The organism is Clostridium sp. LS, from assembly GCF_002760435.1.
In the GTDB taxonomy this organism is placed as follows: Bacteria; Bacillota; Clostridia; order Clostridiales; family Clostridiaceae; genus Clostridium.
In genome coordinates, this window is sequence record NZ_AUUU01000195.1 from 14,553 (window position 1) to 33,771 (window position 19,219).

Annotated in this window: 18 protein-coding genes; 3 read left to right on the plus strand and 15 right to left on the minus strand. The window is 28.1% G+C overall.

Annotated features, from left to right (window positions below; all coding sequences use genetic code 11):
• Positions 1–48: 48 nt before the first annotated feature.
• From COL3_RS26005 to hisZ, 4 genes are all read right to left on the minus strand, one after another.
• On the minus strand, positions 49–1,086 hold the full coding sequence (locus COL3_RS26005; protein ID WP_008425550.1) for an aminotransferase class I/II-fold pyridoxal phosphate-dependent enzyme: 1,038 nt from the start codon (positions 1,084–1,086) through the stop codon (positions 49–51).
• On the minus strand, positions 1,073–2,371 hold the full coding sequence (hisD, locus tag COL3_RS26010) for a histidinol dehydrogenase (RefSeq protein ID WP_008425548.1): 1,299 nt from the start codon (positions 2,369–2,371) through the stop codon (positions 1,073–1,075). The genes COL3_RS26005 and hisD overlap by 14 nt, the downstream gene beginning before the upstream one ends.
• Before the next feature lie 121 nt (positions 2,372–2,492).
• A complete protein-coding gene (hisG, locus tag COL3_RS26015; protein WP_008425546.1) occupies positions 2,493–3,122 on the minus strand; it encodes an ATP phosphoribosyltransferase in 630 nt (209 codons plus the stop codon).
• A gap of 1 nt (position 3,123) precedes the next feature.
• A complete protein-coding gene (gene hisZ, locus COL3_RS26020) occupies positions 3,124–4,263 on the minus strand; it encodes an ATP phosphoribosyltransferase regulatory subunit (protein ID WP_008425543.1) in 1,140 nt (379 codons plus the stop codon).
• A gap of 428 nt (positions 4,264–4,691) precedes the next feature.
• Here hisZ and COL3_RS26025 point away from each other — a divergent pair, with 428 nt between their 5' ends.
• Entirely contained in the window at positions 4,692–5,384 is a 693-nt protein-coding gene (locus COL3_RS26025) for a YoaK family protein (protein ID WP_099716767.1), read from the plus strand.
• Positions 5,385–5,540: 156 nt separating this feature from the next.
• On the opposite strand, the gene COL3_RS26030 is transcribed toward COL3_RS26025, so the two are convergent.
• From COL3_RS26030 to COL3_RS29030, 11 genes are all read right to left on the minus strand, one after another.
• Positions 5,541–5,765 carry a hypothetical protein gene (locus COL3_RS26030; protein ID WP_008425539.1) on the minus strand — a complete coding sequence of 75 codons (225 nt, stop codon included), beginning with the start codon at positions 5,763–5,765 and terminating at the stop codon, positions 5,541–5,543.
• A gap of 243 nt (positions 5,766–6,008) precedes the next feature.
• Positions 6,009–7,166, minus strand: a complete 1,158-nt coding sequence (gene thiI / locus COL3_RS26035) for a tRNA uracil 4-sulfurtransferase ThiI (protein ID WP_008425537.1) — start codon at positions 7,164–7,166, stop codon at positions 6,009–6,011.
• Positions 7,166–8,314 carry a cysteine desulfurase family protein gene (locus COL3_RS26040; RefSeq protein ID WP_008425534.1) on the minus strand — a complete coding sequence of 383 codons (1,149 nt, stop codon included), beginning with the start codon at positions 8,312–8,314 and terminating at the stop codon, positions 7,166–7,168. Before COL3_RS26040 ends, thiI begins: the two co-directional genes overlap by 1 nt.
• Positions 8,315–8,711: 397 nt before the next feature.
• A complete protein-coding gene (locus tag COL3_RS26045; protein WP_008425531.1) occupies positions 8,712–9,803 on the minus strand; it encodes an HD-GYP domain-containing protein in 1,092 nt (363 codons plus the stop codon).
• 83 nt (positions 9,804–9,886) lie between these two features.
• A complete protein-coding gene (locus COL3_RS26050; RefSeq protein ID WP_008425529.1) occupies positions 9,887–10,687 on the minus strand; it encodes a RelA/SpoT domain-containing protein in 801 nt (266 codons plus the stop codon).
• Positions 10,688–10,808: 121 nt separating this feature from the next.
• Complete coding sequence (gene msrA / locus COL3_RS26055) at positions 10,809–11,282, minus strand: peptide-methionine (S)-S-oxide reductase MsrA (protein WP_008425527.1); 474 nt, start codon at positions 11,280–11,282, stop codon at positions 10,809–10,811.
• Between the two features lie 292 nt (positions 11,283–11,574).
• A complete protein-coding gene (locus tag COL3_RS26060; protein WP_008425524.1) occupies positions 11,575–12,600 on the minus strand; it encodes a hypothetical protein in 1,026 nt (341 codons plus the stop codon).
• 725 nt (positions 12,601–13,325) lie between these two features.
• The gene (locus tag COL3_RS26065) at positions 13,326–14,540 is read right to left on the minus strand and encodes a hypothetical protein (protein WP_008425522.1); all 1,215 of its coding nucleotides are present in this window, start codon (positions 14,538–14,540) and stop codon (positions 13,326–13,328) included.
• Positions 14,541–15,095 carry a sigma-70 family RNA polymerase sigma factor gene (locus COL3_RS26070; RefSeq protein WP_008425520.1) on the minus strand — a complete coding sequence of 185 codons (555 nt, stop codon included), beginning with the start codon at positions 15,093–15,095 and terminating at the stop codon, positions 14,541–14,543.
• 376 nt (positions 15,096–15,471) lie between these two features.
• Positions 15,472–16,590, minus strand: coding sequence for a hypothetical protein (locus COL3_RS26075; protein ID WP_008425517.1), 1,119 nt, complete (start codon positions 16,588–16,590; stop codon positions 15,472–15,474).
• A gap of 272 nt (positions 16,591–16,862) precedes the next feature.
• Positions 16,863–17,003 carry a hypothetical protein gene (locus tag COL3_RS29030; RefSeq protein WP_008425516.1) on the minus strand — a complete coding sequence of 47 codons (141 nt, stop codon included), beginning with the start codon at positions 17,001–17,003 and terminating at the stop codon, positions 16,863–16,865.
• A 284-nt stretch (positions 17,004–17,287) separates the two neighbouring features.
• On the opposite strand from COL3_RS29030, the gene COL3_RS26085 reads away from it, so the two are divergent.
• Complete coding sequence (locus COL3_RS26085) at positions 17,288–17,899, plus strand: zinc dependent phospholipase C family protein (RefSeq protein WP_008425515.1); 612 nt, start codon at positions 17,288–17,290, stop codon at positions 17,897–17,899.
• A gap of 44 nt (positions 17,900–17,943) precedes the next feature.
• Positions 17,944–19,155 carry a glycosyltransferase family 4 protein gene (locus tag COL3_RS26090; protein ID WP_008425512.1) on the plus strand — a complete coding sequence of 404 codons (1,212 nt, stop codon included), beginning with the start codon at positions 17,944–17,946 and terminating at the stop codon, positions 19,153–19,155.
• The last annotated feature ends 64 nt before the right edge of the window (positions 19,156–19,219 follow it).

Below are 19,219 nucleotides of genomic sequence, written 5' to 3' on the forward strand. Positions count from 1 at the left end.
ACCTAATTATGTATAAATTTACTTTGTAAAATAATCAAAATCCTTACATTAATATACGAAAATTTTTCTTATTCCATCTACAACTTTTTTGTTTTGCATTGGTGAACCTACAGTAATTCTAAATGTGTCATCACTTAAATTCCTAATTACAATACCAATGTTTTCAAGTCCTCTTATAAGAGCTTCTTTATGTGGTGTCCTTCCATAAATATAATTCCCATTTGAAGGATAAAATTGTATCTTCATTGCTGCATTTTTTTCAACCTCTTTAAGATTTTTATATAACTCTTCTCTTTGCTCTATTATTTGTTTTGCATTTTTCACAACATTTTCTGGATACCTCAATGCAATAGACGCTAAATTTTGTGAAAAAGAACTAATGGAATATGGCACCTTATAATTTAATAATTCTGGTATATTTTCTTCATGAGTTATTAAAAATCCTACCCTTAGGGATGCAAGTCCCCATGCCTTCGAAAGAGTTCTTGTAACAATTAAGTTTTTGTACTTATTAATATATGGAATCATTGATTTACCATAAAACTCATAATAAGCTTCATCTACCAGAACCGTTTTATCCTTAAATGCTTCTAATATGCTAATTATACTTTCAGTATCTATAGCAATTCCAGTGGGATTATTAGGATTTGAAAAAAGAATTAAATCAACATTTTCCTTTTTACCAAGTTCTATAAATTCTTTCACATTAAAATTCATAGTCTTATCTATATTATAAGTTATAAGTTCTCCGCTAGATCTTGAAACAAAAAAGTCAAACATTACAAAATCCGGCCCTAAACTTAATACTTTTTTCCCATGACTAATTTCTTTACTTACCACAAGCTCCAGCATTTCATCTGACCCATTTCCTACAATGATATTTTTACTTTCAGTACATGAATATTTTGCATATAGTTCTTTGATTGTCTTCATTTCATTAGTAGGATATCTATGAAGCTCTACGCCATTTAAGCAAGATTTCATCTTCATTAATATATTTTCATCCATTTCTAGATATATTTCATTGCTATCTAGGTGTATTATATATTCATCATACGCATTGATATATTCATTAAAGATTCCCATTGTTCAACCTCACCTTTACTGAATTCGCATGCGCAGTCAAACCTTCTTTATTAGCTAATGTTATAATTTTTTCTCCATTTTCCAAAATAGCCTCTTGAGAATAATATATAAAGGATGATTTTTTTATAAAACTATCAACTGACAATGGTGAGAAGAATCTTGCAGTTCCACTTGTAGGAAGAACGTGGTTTGTTCCACCAAAATAATCTCCTATTGGTTCTGGACAATATCTGCCTAAGAATACAGAACCTGCATTTCGAACCATACCTAAATATTTCATCGGATCATCTACCATTATCTCTAAATGCTCTGGCGCAATGACATTAGAAATATCAATACATTCTTCAATACTCTCACAGATTATCGCACTTCCAAAATCTTTAAGAGAAGTTCTTATTATTTCTTCTCTTTCAAGAGTTTTAACTTGTCTTTCTAATTCAACCTCAACCTTTTCATACAATTCTTTAGACGTTGTAACTAATATAGATGAAGCTAATTTATCATGTTCTGCTTGAGACATCAAATCGGCTGCCACAAAACTCGGATCAGATTTTTCATCAGCTATCACCAGTATTTCACTAGGACCAGCAATCATATCTATATCAACTTCTCCAAAAACCAGCTTTTTAGCTGTTGCCACGAAAATATTTCCTGGCCCTACAATTTTATCAACCTTCTTTATACTTTCAGTCCCATAAGCTAAAGCTGCAACTGCTTGCGCTCCTCCAACTTTATATATTTTATCTATTCCAGCAATTCTTGCCGCCACCCCTATATATGGATTAATTCCACCATTTTTATCCGGAGGAGTTACCATTACAATTTCGTCTACTCCTGCAACTTTAGCTGGAATTACATTCATAAGCACTGATGATGGGTATGCTGCTGTTCCTCCTGGAACATATACTCCTACTCTTTCTAAAGGAAGAACTCTTTGTCCTAGATAAACTCCTTGATCTTTTGTCATCAAAAATCCATTTGATCTTTGCTTTTTATGATAATCTTCTATGTTAATCTTGGCTTCTTCTAATGCTTTAATAAAATCTCCCTCTACTTTATTAAAACATTCATCAATTTCTTCAGTTGACACTTCTAAAGTTTTAAGCTCTACCTTATCAAATGATTTAGTAAATTCAAATAAAGCTCTATCTCCATCTTTTTTAACTTTTGATAAGATTTTATTAACACTTAATAGTACTTCTTGTTCTGTTTCAGTAACTCTACTTTTAAGCTCATCAATTAAGACTTTCTTATTGCTTTCAGTGATTTCCATCAAATTTAACATATAACAATGGCCCCCCTTTAATTTGATATCGAAACAATAATATTTTTTTAATTTTCTTATTTATATATTATCATTTTTTCAATATATATTACTTATAATTATCAACATTTCACGATTTTTGTCAATTATTGATCACTTTTTTAATTCTATCTATGAATTCCCATATTTCATTTTGCTTCATTTTAAAACTTGCTTTATTTACTATTAATCTTGCACTAATTTCGCAAATTCTATCCAATACTACTAAACCATTTTCCTTTAATGTTGTCCCAGTTTCCATAATATCCACAATACCATCACATAGCCCGAGTATTGGTGCCAATTCTACTGATCCTTCTATTTTTATAACTTCAACATCCATACCCTTGTTTTTAAAATATTCCTTGGCAACCTTTGGGTATTTGCTTCCAATTTTAATGTGACCAACTTTTTTAAAAATATCATTTTCAGGTAACGATGCGACTATAAAACCACATTTTCCAAAGCCTAAGTCTAGAACTTCGTAACAATTATTATCACTTTCTAAAATTGTATCTTTACCAACAACTCCAAGATCGGCTACTCCATGTTCCACATAAGTTATAGAATCAGCGGCTTTTACTAAAAAATATTTTATATCTTGTGTTTTATCTTGAAACACAAGTTTTCTTCCTTTATTTTTCAATTCTGATGGGTCAAAATTGGCTTTATCCAAAATTTTTATTGTTTCTTGTTCTAATCTTCCTTTTGTTAATGCTATACTAATGCTCATTTTACAATTCCCCACCCTTAATAATTTTAATTTCTAAAATATCATCTTTTGGTAATAAATCAACAATAAATCCTTGATTTCTAAGCTCTTCACTTTGCTTTATAGCTTCAATTCTATTTTTTTCATTATAATATATTTTATATACATCATCATTTAAATTCTTATTTAGTTTCACATTTGGTATTACTGAATTAATATCTATTGAGAAACCTATAGCCGGAACATACGTATCCGAAAGATAAATTAATTTATCATATCGGCCTCCTCTTAAAAGGGTATTACCTACTCCCTCACCATATCCTCTAAAAATTATTCCTGTGTAATAGTTAAGACTTGGAACCATTCCTAAATCGAAAGTTACATTTTCTCCATAACCCAATTCCTCTAGTTGAGAATATAATTGTTCTAAGTATTCAAGATTTTCCCTTAGATCTTCATTAAAGGCTAACCTTTTTGCATCTTCTAAAATCTTTTTATCACCGAAGAGCCAAGGTAATTTATTGAAAAACTCCTTATATTCCTCTTTAATATCTATGCCAGTCAAGTAATCTTCAAGGTTCTTTAAGTTTTTATCTTCAATAAATTGTGCAATAACTTCTTTATATTCTTGATCTATTTCTAAATTTTTAAATGCTCCATTAAAAAAGCCAATATTACCTATTTCAAGCTTAAAATCATTTAATCCTAATTTTTTTAAAGCTTCTAAGGCCAATACTAAAACTTCCAAATCAGATTTTTTGTCTTTAAGACCTATAAATTCAACACCACAATCCGTATATTCATTTCTTTTTCCGCCAAGACTTTCATGAACCCTAAATACATTAGATGTATACCTAAGTTTAATAGGTAATTCTACATCCTTTAATTTAGTTTCAACTACTCTTGCAATGGGAATTGTCATATCTGGTCTTAAAGTTAAGATACGCCCTCTATTATCAAAGAACTTGTACATATCTTCTTCTCTCAAAGTTTGAGAGTTGTTATTAAATGTTTCATAAAATTCTAGTGTTGGTGTTATTACTTCTTTATATCCCCACTTTTCAAAAAGTTTATCTATATCTCTTTCTAAATTTCTCTTAATTATACATTCATCTAGTATTAAATCCCTTGTTCCTTCCGGAAGCATATTTTTCTTACTCATACTACACCTTCCAATCATTTATCGCTATACCATTGTGTTGTTTTATCATTTTATCAATTTAGCACAGTAAATCGTTGTTAAATTTATAATATATTATTTCCCCCCTTGTGTCAACGATTCTAAAAAACTTTTCCAAATATCTTTTGGTTTTGGAAAAATAATCTTAAAATTATATAATATTAATTATACTCTAAATATATAAACAACTTACAATACATTAATATATATCCGTAGTTATCTTTCTCAATTATATTGATTTTTATTATTTATTTAACTATTATGATATAAGGATTGAAAAATAATATCTTAAGTCAATTTATCAAATAATATATCTTATGAATATATATTTATTGAAAGGAGATACATGAATCTTGATTACAAAAGATATACTTAACAAAGATATTCAAAGTGAGACTTCAAACCTTAAGATGAAGATCTATGCTAAAACATCTGAATCTGTAAAACTCGGATTTCTTCTTGCAATAGTTGGGGGATTTTTAGACGCTTATACATTTATTTGCAGAGGAGAAGTATTTGCCAACGCTCAGACAGGTAATATTGTTTTACTTGGAATAGAACTTACCAAAGGAGATTTTGTACAAGCATTAATGGCTTTTTTACCTATTTTAGCTTTTATAGTTGGCGTATTTGTAGCTGAAATAATAAGAGATTTTAAATCTCCATCTATTACTTTTGTTTCAGGGGCTGAACGAATAATTTTAATTATAGAAACCATAGTACTCATCATTATAGGATTTATACCAACTACGGTACCTCATATATTTGTAACAGTACCAATATCATTTGTGTCCTCTGTACAAATAGCTTCGTTTAGAACCTTAATTGATTCTCCTTATTGCACAACTATGTGCACTGGTAATCTAAGATCAGCGTGCCATTCAGCTTACATTGCTTTAACATGTAAGGATAAAAAATCAGCTACAAATACTACTAGGTATGCAATAATAATACTTTCTTTTTTACTCGGAGCTTGTATTGGTGGAATTCTCACTTTGCGCATAGGCGTTAAATCTATATGGTTTGCTGCATTAGTGCTAATATGTTCCTTATGTTTGTATAGTATAGATGAATATAGATTTACAAAAAGTAATTTAAAATAGATAATAGATATGTAGAGCCAATAATCCTATTTGAATTAATGAATTCATCAATTTATTAAAAATATAAATAAAATTAGATACATATTTGTAATGAGTAACTACAAATATGTATCTAATTTTTTTAGAGTTAAAATATAGTTTAAGTACTAAGGATTCTTATTGAGCTGTAACATTAAAGAATAGTGCTTTTCCAATAGGAGTATCTTTTATTGCTTGTTTAACTATAGGAGCTGCTTTTTGATCATCATCATAGCTAGAATCAAAAATAATCTTAAGACCTTCTTTTTTCACATATTTAAAAACCTTTTGATTTTCAATTTCAATGTTTTCAACAATTTGAATTATGTCGTCTTGTCTTAATGCACAATTAACTATTATCATTTTCTTTACCTCATTTCTACTATTCTTTTACTAAAATAACATAAGTTATATAGTAATTAACTTCTCTTTATTTTGTTATATTAATATTATAAATTTAATATAACATATAGTTGTTGTTTTTTCAATTTTTTCAGTTAATAAAATATATAAATTAATAAATAAATGCATGTTTTTTACTCATTATTCAACAAAAAGAGGCTATTACAAAACAATTCAAAGTTATGTAATAGCCTCTTTTCTTTATTAAAATGTTACAACTTCTATATTTTCCATTGATTTTTCAACCAATTCATCTATATTTAATTTTTCTTCTTCTTTTCTTATAGCATCAAGCTTGGGATTAGTTTTTGGATGCTTTGGAACAAAAATTGTACAACAATCTTCATAAGGAAGAATTGAAGTTTCATATGTTCCTATTTGTCTAGCAATTTCCATTATATCTGTTTTATCCATAGCTATTAATGGTCTGAATGCTGGTCTATCAGCACAATCATCACTAACAACAAGTCCATCCATGGTTTGGCTTGCAACTTGCCCTATGCTCTCTCCAGTACTTACTGAATTTATTCCATATTTTTCTGCAAGAACACAAGCTATTCTCATCATAAATCTTCTCATTATAATAGTAAGCTCATCCTCTCTACAATTTTTTATAATTTCCATTTGAATGTCCGTAAATGGAACTATGTATAAATTTATTTTTTCTGTGTATTGAGCTAATATTTTCGCTAGTTCTTTAACCTTATCTTTAGCTCTTTCTGAGGTGTAAGGATGACTATGATAATATACACAGCTAACTTCAACACCTCTTTTAGCCATTAGGTATCCTGCTACAGGAGAATCTATACCTCCAGAAAGCATAAGCATTGTGCTCCCATTCATTCCATAAGGAAGACCAGCTGCGCCCTTAGTTACATCTGAATTTGACCAAACATAAGCATAGTTATTTCTTATTTCAATATTTATTAGAATTTCTGGATTTTTAACATCAACACTTATTTCTCCATCATAATTAGTAAGAACATATGCGCCAACTTTTCTTGATACTTCCATAGAGTTTAACTCAAATTTTTTATTAGCTCTATTAGTTGTAATTTTGAAAGTACTTCCCTTAGCCCCGTTAACCTTCTCTAAAGCAACTTTTTGTATGCTGTCAAAATCTATTTCTACCTCTCTAACTAAACATACTTCTAATATTCCAAATACTTTACTAATCCTCTTAATGCTTTCCTCTATTTCATCTGTTTTAATAAAATATCTTCCACTATCATGTATAAACTCTACTTTTATTCCCTCAAGTTTTTTACCTATATTGTCTCTTAATTTTCTTTCGAATTTACCTCTATTCAATCCCTTTAAAAATATCTCTGGGGCATACTTTACCAAAATAAGTTCTTTCATTACTTTTTTATCCTCCTTAAAAATTTAAGTCCTTCATTTAAAGTTTCTATTACATAATCTACTTCTTCTATATTATTATCATCAGAAAAAGAAAATCTAATTCCTCCTGATATCTCATCTGAACTTAATCCTAAAGCTTTGAGCACATAACTTCCACCAATTTTTTCTCTTTCTTTTGAAGAACATGCTGAACCTGTTGAAACATATATTTCAGATTCCTCTAAAAAATGAAGAAGTACTTCACCTTTTACGCCTTTAAATGAGACATTCAATATGTATGGTGAAAAATCTTCACTTAAATTACTGTTTATTCTTATACTATCTATACATTTAAGTCTTTCGATAAATTTCTTCTTTATTTCAAAAACTTTTTCATAATTTGCTTTTAAATTATTATTAGCAATTTTAGCTGCCAAGCTCATTCCCATAATGCCTGGTATATTTTGCGTTCCAGCTCTTACTCCAAATTCTTGAGATCCACCTTCTATTAATGGCGCTATAGTATTGGGTTTCTTTATGTATATAAATCCTACACCCTTTGGACCATGAAATTTATGTGCACTTACAGTTAAAAAATCTATATTTGTTTTTTTCACATCAATAATAAATTTTCCATAACTTTGAACAGCATCAACATGAAATTTTGCTCTATTACTACTTTCCTTTATTATGTTACTTATTTCATTTAAATCCTGAATTACTCCAACTTCATTATTTACATGCATTATCGAAACAAGTACAGTCTCTTTAGTTATAGATTCTCTTAGATGATTTAAATCAACTTTCCCGTCCTCATTTATTTTTAAAAATGTAATTTTAACATTTTTATCTTCCAGCTTTTTTATGGTATTTAAAATAGAAGCGTGTTCAAAAGGGGTTGTAATTAAATGAGAACCACTTTTCAAAATCCCCTTAAGCACCAAATTATTTCCTTCACTTCCACCTGAATTAAAATATATTTCACTTTCATCAGCATTTATAGTTTTTGCTAACACTTCTCTACATTCCTTCAGTTTTCTTTCGCTTTTAAGTCCTAAATTATGTAGAGAAGACGGATTTCCATAAAATTCTTTCATACCAAAAGCCACTTCATCTATTACTTCTTCAAAAGGCTTTGTTGTTGAACTATTATCAAAATAAACCTCCATTATAACACCTCTTCCTTTCGAGTTTATATCTTAAAGTAATATTACTCTTTATTTTATCACTTTTCTTATAAACTTACTCCACAAATACATGTCTTATTATAACAAAAAAATGACATCTGCATAGTCTTTTTTAATATACATATAAATAAAGCAGTAAACAAGTGTTTCTTATTTACTGCTTCAGAGAGAGAGAGAAAATTGTTAAGGGGTAATTATTTAGTATTTATTTAGTATTTATTAGGGTTAATTGTATTATATCATATTTTGACAAAATAAAACATATTTTATATAAAATTTATTTACTTTTATTTTACTTTTCTTGTTTTTCTCTATTATTAAAATAGGATAATATTTAAAATAAAATTTATTATTTAAAACATTATCCTAATGTGTTTAGTTAATTGGAATTTGTTACTCCCATATTTTTTATTAAATAACTATAATCTATACCCAATATTACTATGTTTTTTAAATCAAAATTATTGTTAAGATCTAAAACTTCTCCACCAGTAACTTTAATTACAGGCCTTAATGGATTATCTGTATTTCTTTTAATAATATTTCCAGCTCTTCCGTCACTTAACCTTACTCGTGAACCAATAGGATATGGTTCAATCTTTCTCAAAAAAGCTTTCACTACATTATAATCGAAACTTGTCCCTGCACCACCCATTATATACTCTATGGCCTCAAAGGGTTTTATTGGTCTCCTATAAGGTCTATTAGCCGTTAATGCATCGTAAACATCTGCAACTGCAATTATTCTTCCAAAAAGAGGAATGCTGTCCTTTTTTAAACCATTTGGGTATCCTGTTCCATCAAATTTTTCATGGTGGCTAATTATTCCAAAATATATATCATCTTTTACTTCTTTATTTCCACTAATGAAATTTCCTCCTAAACTAGCATGTGTTTTAACAATCTCAAATTCATCTTCTGTAAGTCGTGCTGGCTTTGATATTAATTCAATTGGTATTTCTACCTTTCCTATATCGTGTAACATTGCACATACCCCTAGGTCGCATAATTGTTTTCTATCCAAGCCTAGTTCTGCTCCGATAGCAATAGATATTACTGTTACACTTAATGAATGTAAATATGTATTTTCATCATATGATTGCAAATCAGAAATTCCTATTGTAATGCCCTTATTTTTGTTTATATTTCTAACAAGTTTGTCTGATATCTTTTCTACTTCTTTTATAGTATCATCACTTAGGATTTGGTGAGAATTCTCACAAACCTCAAAGATTTTTTTAATTGCTGATACAGATTCCTTTCTAAGCCTATAATCAAGGATTTCATTTGTTCTGCCATCTTCAATATATACTCCTGATATATCAAAAGTAACCAATTTATCAATTTTTTCCCGTGTTAATATTGTTCCATTTTTAAACAAAAACGCCTCCGACCTTCTATTATGAGCAATTTCTACATCAGAGGCCAATATCATACCACTTTTTAATTTATACTGAGGCACAAAAATCATTTAAATACCTCCTAAAATTTTATTATTTGTATAAATTATATAAAAAATGGTTAATTATAGTCAAGTAAATATGATAATTCAATTTATTGTATTTTATCTTTTAGTCTACTTATCTCAGCCTCTTGTTCCTGAATTATTCTTTTGTAGCTTACTTCTTTTTCTCCCCATTCCTTGCTTAAATTGTTTATTAATGATGCCATTTCATCTGCACTTCCTACAATTCTATTAAACAATAACAAATTAGATTGAAGAATCTCAGGAATTTCACTATGTGAATATCTTAGCCTATGATCTATTTCTCCATAACCTTCTTCAAAAATTGTTCTGACTTGTATTTCTGCAATAACCTTTTCATTCGTTGGGTAAAATTCTACTAGGTAGTGAACCGAACGATAACCAGATGCCTTTGACCTCACCTCTATATTGGGATCATCAAAAACATCAATATTATCTCCATCTCTAACATTTGCAGTTATTTCAATCACCTTCCAGGTCTTTACAATGAAATCATGTATTTCCTGCCATTGATCTTTAAATATATGGATAACTCTTATTCCTATTAAATCATTTATCTCATTTTTATAATTACTTACTGTAAACTCAAAATCATTTCCATACTTATTTTTTCTATCTTCAGTTTTTCTTATAATTTTTTCTATCAATCGATTTGGTTCCTTAATTCTTGATTTAACGGAGTGCACCATTTTTTGTGACCTTAATATATTGGCTATAAATTCTGCTTGGGTTTCATATGTAATTTTATAATCTATATAGTCTTCATAAATCTCCTTAAGACAATCAATATTAATATTATTTCTTAAAATTGTTTCTTTTGCATGTGGATATCTTTGCAAAAATTCATCTTTGTTAAAACTTCTTTTCATAGGATATACTCCTTAAACTTAATTATAATAATTTTTAAAAGAAAAAACTTATCATACTAATTCTAAGCTAACTTAACTAAAAACTTCAACCAATTCACAGGTTGAAGTTTAATATTAATTTTTAATTAAATTTAATATGACAATATCCATTTGGATTTTTCTCCAAATAATCCTGATGATATTCTTCTGCTCTATAATATTTTTCCAACGGTTTAATTTCTGTAACAATTGGATTTTTATATTGCTCTTGTACCTTCATTTTGCTATTATTAATTACATTAACATCACTTTCATCAATATAATAAATCCCACTCCTATATTGCGTGCCAACATCTGCAGCTTGTTTATTAAGTGTTGTCGGATCAATAATACTCCAAAATTTATCTAATAATACCTCTAATGAAACTAGTTTTTCATCGTATGTTATGTAACATACTTCAACAAAACCTGTATCATTTCTGCATACTTGTTCATAAATTGGATTTTCTGTTTTTCCATTTGCATATCCTACTTCAGTTACTAACACTCCTGGTATCATAGAAAAAAACTTTTCCACTCCCCAAAAGCATCCACCACCTAAAACTATCTTTTTCATTTCAAGAGCCTCCTTAATACTAGTAATTTAAGTTATGCTTTTAATATAATTTCTCCCACGATACTTTTTAAAGATTAAAATTAATTATATAATATCTTTCCCAACTTTCCAACTTTTAAAAATTTAATTCCATAATTAAATATAAATTTGTAAAAGAATTTAATTCTATTATTTATTCAAAATAAAATGCCTCAAAAGTTATTAATTTGAACTTTTGAGACATTTCGTTCTATCCTTATCTTTAATTTCTTTTGAACAATGTTTCTAGCTTAGAATTCCTTATAAATTTCAATTAATTTTTAGCAGCAGTAACTATTTTACTCACACCTTTAATACTAACATCTATATCCGAAAAAATTCTTGATAAGATATTCTTATCCTTTCCATGAACTAAAACTTCCTCTAATTGCTGATTTAACATTTGTATTTCATTATTTAAATTATTGATTTCTTTTTCTTTTTCATTAATTCTACTATCTTTGAGCATTAACTGTTCCCTTAGTATCGTTAGCTCTTTATTAATCGTTTCTATATTATTATAATAAATCGTTTGCAATTGATCACTCGTAATTCCTAACTCCGTATCCCTATATGTTTTTTGCTTTATACAATCAAGTAACTTATTTACATTATCATATTCCATACGACATATATATTTCCTTTCAACATCATTGCAACTGCTTGAAACTCTATAAATAATATCATTTATTATGTTGGACAATTCAATACATGATCCATATGTTTTACTTTTTTTCTCACATACCATAAATGTATTAATCTTTTCTTTAATATCTCCTAAGATGCTTAAATTCACATTTCTTTCATTATATATATTAAAGAAATTCTGTTGCATTACATAGCTGTCTCGATTATTTCTGGCTTCCAAAATTATCCCACCAGCTTCTCCATTATTGCTTATAATAAATGAATAGAATTTTTTTAACAACTTCTTAGCTGCAATGGAATATGAATCATTTGATTTAGTAGTATCTTGTTTTATTGTACTTGCTATTATTGTAAATTTTAAGCTGTTAATTAGTGATGGTAATCCATCAATAAATTTCTTTATTTCCACCATATTAATACTTTTGTAAACTTTTTCATCGAGAAGGATATCATCAAACGGTACATGGAAACTGCTATGACTAAAGATTTTTTCTTTGTATTCACTTAACTTTGTCCTCAATACACAATTTTCACTTTTAGAATCGATGCAATAATCATATTCAAATATTATTCCAATCAGTGTATTATTCCCATTATCATATGAATTCAAAAAACCTCTCTCATCAACAAACATTACATACCTTTTTTTCATATTATTCTCCCCTTTAACAATTATTACGTAACCTTACATATCTAAATATTTTTCAATTTAGTATATTAGTACTTATGAGAATACAAATATACTTATCTATTTAGCTCTTTTCTGTTATTAATGTTAACGTCATTATGCAAAGGAAATTTGTTTGAAGCTCTTAATACCTTTGAATTATTACTTGACTAAACCATTGTTTTCATCCCCTATCCATATGCTTCTATAATTATTATTATTCTACATCAAATCAAATTTTCCTTTATTTTCTTAACATTAACTCCAACAAATAAATACAATTGTAAAATAAAAACATTTTACCTTACAATTGCATTTAACAATTACAAATTAATATATGCAGCATAATAATGATATTATAACCTATTTTAGAAATATTTTCTATATATTTCCATAAATAAAATTTGCTCATGGTTATCCATATATAGAACATTTACCAGGCCTAATCATATATCCAAACAAAGAAATTATATAAATGTTTGCGAAGTGGACATTTGAAAATAAGCTGTAAAAGTACTTAATATAGGGTTGTTCCGCTTTAGCTTGCCCAATGAATAATTGGAGCAAGCTAAAGTGGACGCAACCCTGTATTTAGTACTTTCAGCGAAATTTTCATAGTTCCACGGAGTAAACATTTATATAATTTTGGTTTGCATATATATTAAGTCTAGTTACATGTTGTATATATGTTCACTTTCGTGTTTGGTGGATTATTTATTTTTGCCTTTACCTTGGTTATTACCTTTTGAATTTCCATTATTACTTTTTTCTGACTTTGAAGAATTACCATTATCTGCTCCATTATTTTTCTCTTTTTCATCTGAATCAGAAATTCTCTCTTCTTTTCTTTCAGCATTTTCTTCTTTTTTTATTCTTCCATTATTAACTTTATCCTTATCTGAATTATCATCTTTTTCTGAATCACTTGAAAGCTGTAATACTTTTTCATCCTTTTGGATGTCATCTCCACTTGCTCCTGTATTAGTTACAGTAGTTGTGTTAGAACCAGCCGAAGTATTAGTATCATTGCTAGTATTGGTATCTGTATTAGTATTAGTTGTTGTATTTTCACCAGTATTTGTATCGCTATCATTCTTCATTTTTCTCAATTCCTTAGCTTTCTTTTGAATATCCTTTACAGAACTAGACTTATAATCTTCTACTTTTATAGTTGGATCCAATGCTTGAAGCTTTTGAATAAGATTTAATTTTCCTGGAGTTATTCCAAGTTGCCTTGCTTCATCTCTTCTTGCAAGAGCTACCTTATCAGTTTCAACTGCCGCCTCTAACTCATTATTCTCTAGAGTCTTATCGGCAACTTCTTTTAAAGATTCTTCTAATTTAATTGCTACCTTTTCTTTATCTGTAGATACTGTAATTTCAACTGCTGCAGACGTAGTTGCAGTTGTACTTGCGGTATTGTCTGCCAATGTATCATCTTCTTTTACGTATCCATCAGAAACCGCATTGGATATTACAATTTTTACAGCTTCGTTAACATTACTGTTTACTAAATTAGTTCCTTCTAAAACCTTTTGACCATCTTCATTATACGCTTCAACTGATATTACCTGGTCAAATGTGTTTACACCTAACTCAACGCTTGGATTAATATCTAAACTGACATATGCAACAGGAGTGGTTTTAGCATACGCATATCCTCCTCCCCCTAAACCTAAAGCAACAACTGTCGACAATGCTAATGCTATTTTTCTCTTCATAAGTATTCCTCCTAAAATATTATTTATTTTATCTGATAGTGTAATTGTATTGGCTGACTTATAATATCCTGTTTTTTTCATTACAGATTCCTCTATTCGTTTTCTTGTAGAAGAATTCAGTAATAAATTTATTTCTTCATTTAATAAAAAATCAGTACTGCTAATATCTAAATCCTCTAATTTTTCAAATAACTCATCCTTCAATTATAATATCCCTCCCAACACATTTTTTAATTTCTGCATACATCTAGATACTTTTTTATCAATAGTGTTAACTTTAATACCTAAATCACTAGAAATATCTTTTGAACTCTGATATAAGAAGTATTTTCTTATGATTATTTCACTATCAGGTTCTCCCAATGACTTTATGGCATTAATTAGAACCGAATTGTCTTCTTTTAATAAGAGCGAATGCGCTGCATCATCTGCTATACTGCATAAATCTTGAGCTACATCGTCTATTGGTATATGATTATTATTCTTATTTTTTCTATACATATCTATTGCTTTTCTTTTTGCTATAACTGCTAAAAATGCTTTAATAGATCCCTTTTCTAAATCAATTCTATCTTTATAATTAAACACCTCAAAAATTACATCACTTACACATTCTTCTATGTCTTCTCTTGAATATATTCCAGAAAGTTTGTTATGTATTATTGTATAAATAAGAGCCATATAGTTATCCATCATCATTTTCAGGCCTGCTTCAGGTTTATTATGCAAAAGCTTAAGTAATTCAATATCCGAAATCAAAGCGCACCTTCTTCCCCTAAAATTCACTTTCACTATATAATTCGTAATATAATTAAATAATCTGACAAATAATTTATAAAAAATAATAATATATCTTATTAAGATAATTATTGCTAAAAAATTATACTTTTTCTCACATTATTTAACAGAAATATATAACACATTGAAGTTTATGATTTATTATTGTTATAACCTTTAAAATTACTATAAAAAATTTTGCTTGTATAGTAAACTAGCAATTAATATCAAATTTGACATTAGCTTCTGATTTAATCTTACTAATTTTTATACAAGCACTGACTTTCATACCAGTACACATAAGAAATAAAATAAGTAGCTAATATTGAATTCAACACTAGCTACTCACTTAATTTAATTAATTGTTCTTATTTTTCCCAGCACTATTGCCCTTATTTTGCGAATTTGAGTTGCTGTTATTATTTTGTTTTTCAGATTTATCTGCAGTGTCCTTTTCTTTATCGCCTGCAGTAACATTATCTTCTTTTTTACTATTTGAATTACTATGTTCTTCTTTTTTAACAGTTCCGTTGCCATTAGAAGAATTATTAGTACTTTCTTTAGCAATTACATCTGTATTAACGTTAGTGTCTGTATTTGCGCTGCTATTTGTGTCTGTATTTGTGTCTGTATTTACAGCATCATTACTCTTATTTTCTTTTTTTAATTCCTGAAATTTCTTTTGAATATCTTTTACAGAACTATCTTTATAATCTTCTACATTTATACTTGTATCTAATGCTTGAAGTTTTTGTATAAGATTTAACTTTCCTGGTGTAATTCCAAGTTGTCTTGCTTCATCTCTTCTTGCAAGAGCCACATTGTCAGTTTCTACTGTTGCTTCAATGCTATTATCTTCTAATGCCTTATCAGCAGCTTCTTTTAAAGATTCATTTAACTTATCCGCTAAACCGTCCTTATCTGTGGCTGTTGTAATCTCAACTGCTGCAGATGTGGTTGCAGTTGGATCAGCTACCCCCTTTGAAATTGTATCATCATCTTTTAAATATCCATCAGAAACTGCATTTGAAATTACAATATCAACTGCATCCTTAACCTTAATATTTACTAAGTTAGTTCCTTCTAAAACTTTTTTACCATCTTCATTGTACGCCTCAGCAGAAACTACTTCATTAAAGGTATTCACACCTAATTCAATACTCGGATTAATATCCATACTAACATATGCAACCGGTGTTGTTTTGGCATGGGCATATACTCCTCCACCTAAACTTGAAACTGCAACAACTGCTAATGCTATAGCTATTTTTCTCTTCATAATAATTCCTCCTAAAATATTATTTATCGTTTCTGCAAACAAGTTGTTTGAATTATAATAACCTGCTTTTTTCATAACGGATTTTTCAAGCCGCTTTATGGTAAGGTGATCTAATTCTAGATTTATATCTTTCTCTAACAAAAAATTAGTGTCGCTAATATTTAAGTCATCTAATTTTTCATATAATTTGTTGTCCAAATTATCAAATCCCTCCAAATAATTATTTAATTTTTCTTATATCTAGATACTATCTATCGATTTTATTAATTTTTAATCCATGGTGTTAAGAAAGACTTTTTCAAAATCTATAAGGACTTTGTGACTTACATAATACAGTTCGCAGTTCAAATTTAAAATCTGACATCAGAACAGATAATTTATATATTTTTTTAGTTTCATATTATTATTCCGAGAAAATTTCTGTGGGTTTTAAGTTTATTATTGTTCTAAAATAAAGAAAGAAAAGAGCCTTATTTAGACTCTTTTCTTACGGGTTTATATTTAGAATTTGTTTTATCATCTGGATTTATATAATCATAATCGCCATTTTCAGTTTTTTTCAATCCCAACGAGGCCATTTGTTTTTTAGTAACTTTTCGTTTATTACTCATAAATATTTCCTCCTGTAATCTAGGATTTATTAATTTTCTAATATGTATTTAGATAAATTTATTATATACCTTCTCTATAAGTTTATACCTAATATAATTTTTCATAAATTTGATTCTAATCAACTTTATTTTATTAACAAATTTTATTAAAAAATTTATCTTTTATTTATATTTGATTTAGGGCAAATTTATATAATTGTTCTATTCTTTAATCAAACCTTAATATTCATATATTATAATTTACTTGTATGAAGAATTTATTAATCAATAAGGAATGATTATCCATGAAAATAAAAACTCATCTCAAATTAGCAGAACTGTCACTTATTAAAAATGTACCAATAATCCCAGAAGGATTTTCTATGTTTATGTTCAATTTTGGTTTGGTAATGGTAGATCAAAGCTGGCTGGTTAAAACTCATCCACATTATATGCAAAAATCTCTTGAATATATTAATAAAAAGATAGAAGATCTTTTCTCAATAAAAAAATTTAATTCCTATTCCTCTATGCAGCTTGGAGTAATTGTTCATTACCTTTGTGATTTCTGCTGTCATTCTCATACTTCCGGCTCAGTTGGTAATATTTCATTTCATTTAAAATATGAACGTGAATTGCAAAAATATCTCATTAGAAACTTTGATGTTCTTAAAAATGAGCTTAGCTTTAATTCTGATTTTCACTTACCTACAAACAATATTACCACGCTAAAAAGCGCAGTAAACGACAGATTAGTTAGATATTTCAAAGGAGATGCATCTTATTTTTGGGATATTATACATTGCATAGAAATCAGTTCCTTAGTTTGTTCCTCAATTTTTAATTTCAATTTGAACTTCTCTAATAAAACTGAATATATCAAAAGGCAATTGCAATTATCCAATGCAAAAATATAATTTTTTATAAATATCTACAAATTAAAAATGGAGATGATATAGATATGAAAATTCTAATTACAACAGACGTATTTACTCCTACTGTTAATGGTGTAGTGACATCCGTGATAAATTTATACACTCAGCTTAATGCCAAAGGACATGATGTTAAAATCTTAACTTTATCAAATAGTAAACATTCATTTAAAAAAGAGAATGTTTATTATATAAAATCCTTCGGAATTAAAGTATATGATAATGCCAGAGCAACCCTGCACTTTAATGATGAACTTATAGAAGAAATCCTTGATTGGTCTCCAGATATTATACATTCTCAATGTGAGTTTTTTACTTTTGTGTTTGCAAAAAGAATTTCTAAAGAGCTTAATATTCCTATAGTTCACACTTATCATACTCTATATGAGCATTATACCCACTACTTTACAAGATATAGAAAATTAGGCATAAAGCTAGTATCTACAGCTTCAAAAATACTTTTAAGTAATGTAAGTACAGTTATTGCACCTACTGAAAAAGTCAATGATGTGCTAAAAAATTATGGCATGAAAAATAAGATAGCTATTATTCCAACAGGTATAGATTTAAATAAATTTAAAATCGAATATTCAACTGCTGAAATACAAGAGTTAAGGAAAACTCTTAGAATAAATAGGCATGATAAAGTTTTGATTATAGTAGGAAGACTTGCAAAAGAAAAAAACATTGATGAGTTGTTAAACAATATGCCTAAACTAATATTAACAGATTCAAGAATCAAATTATTAATCGTTGGCGATGGTCCTTATAAAGCACATTTAGAAAACAAGGTGAATGAAATGCATCTCAATAACAATGTTATTTTTACCGGAATGATAAATCCAAAGCATATATATAAATATTATAAATTAGGCCATTTATTCGTAAGCGCTTCAAAAAGTGAAACCCAAGGGCTAACATACTTAGAAGCCTTGGCAAGCAACTTACCACTAGTCTGTAAAAAAGATTCATGTTTAAATAATGTACTAATTAATAATTACAATGGCTTTTCTTATGAAACTTCAAAAGAGTATATTGAAAAAATAGAAATAATATTAAATGACGATAAATTATACTCTGAAATGTCTAAAAATGCATATACTACAGCCGAAAAATATTCAACTGAAAACTTTGGTAAGCAGGTTGAAAATGTTTATTTTAATGAACTATTACAAAGTAATTTATATTCATCAACTACCTCTGACTATTATGTAAAAGAGAATCTAATGGTTAAAAATTAATCCTTATATATTTTTAAAGAACTTATTATTAATTTTTTTAGTTCAAAATATTATAGATATTCAA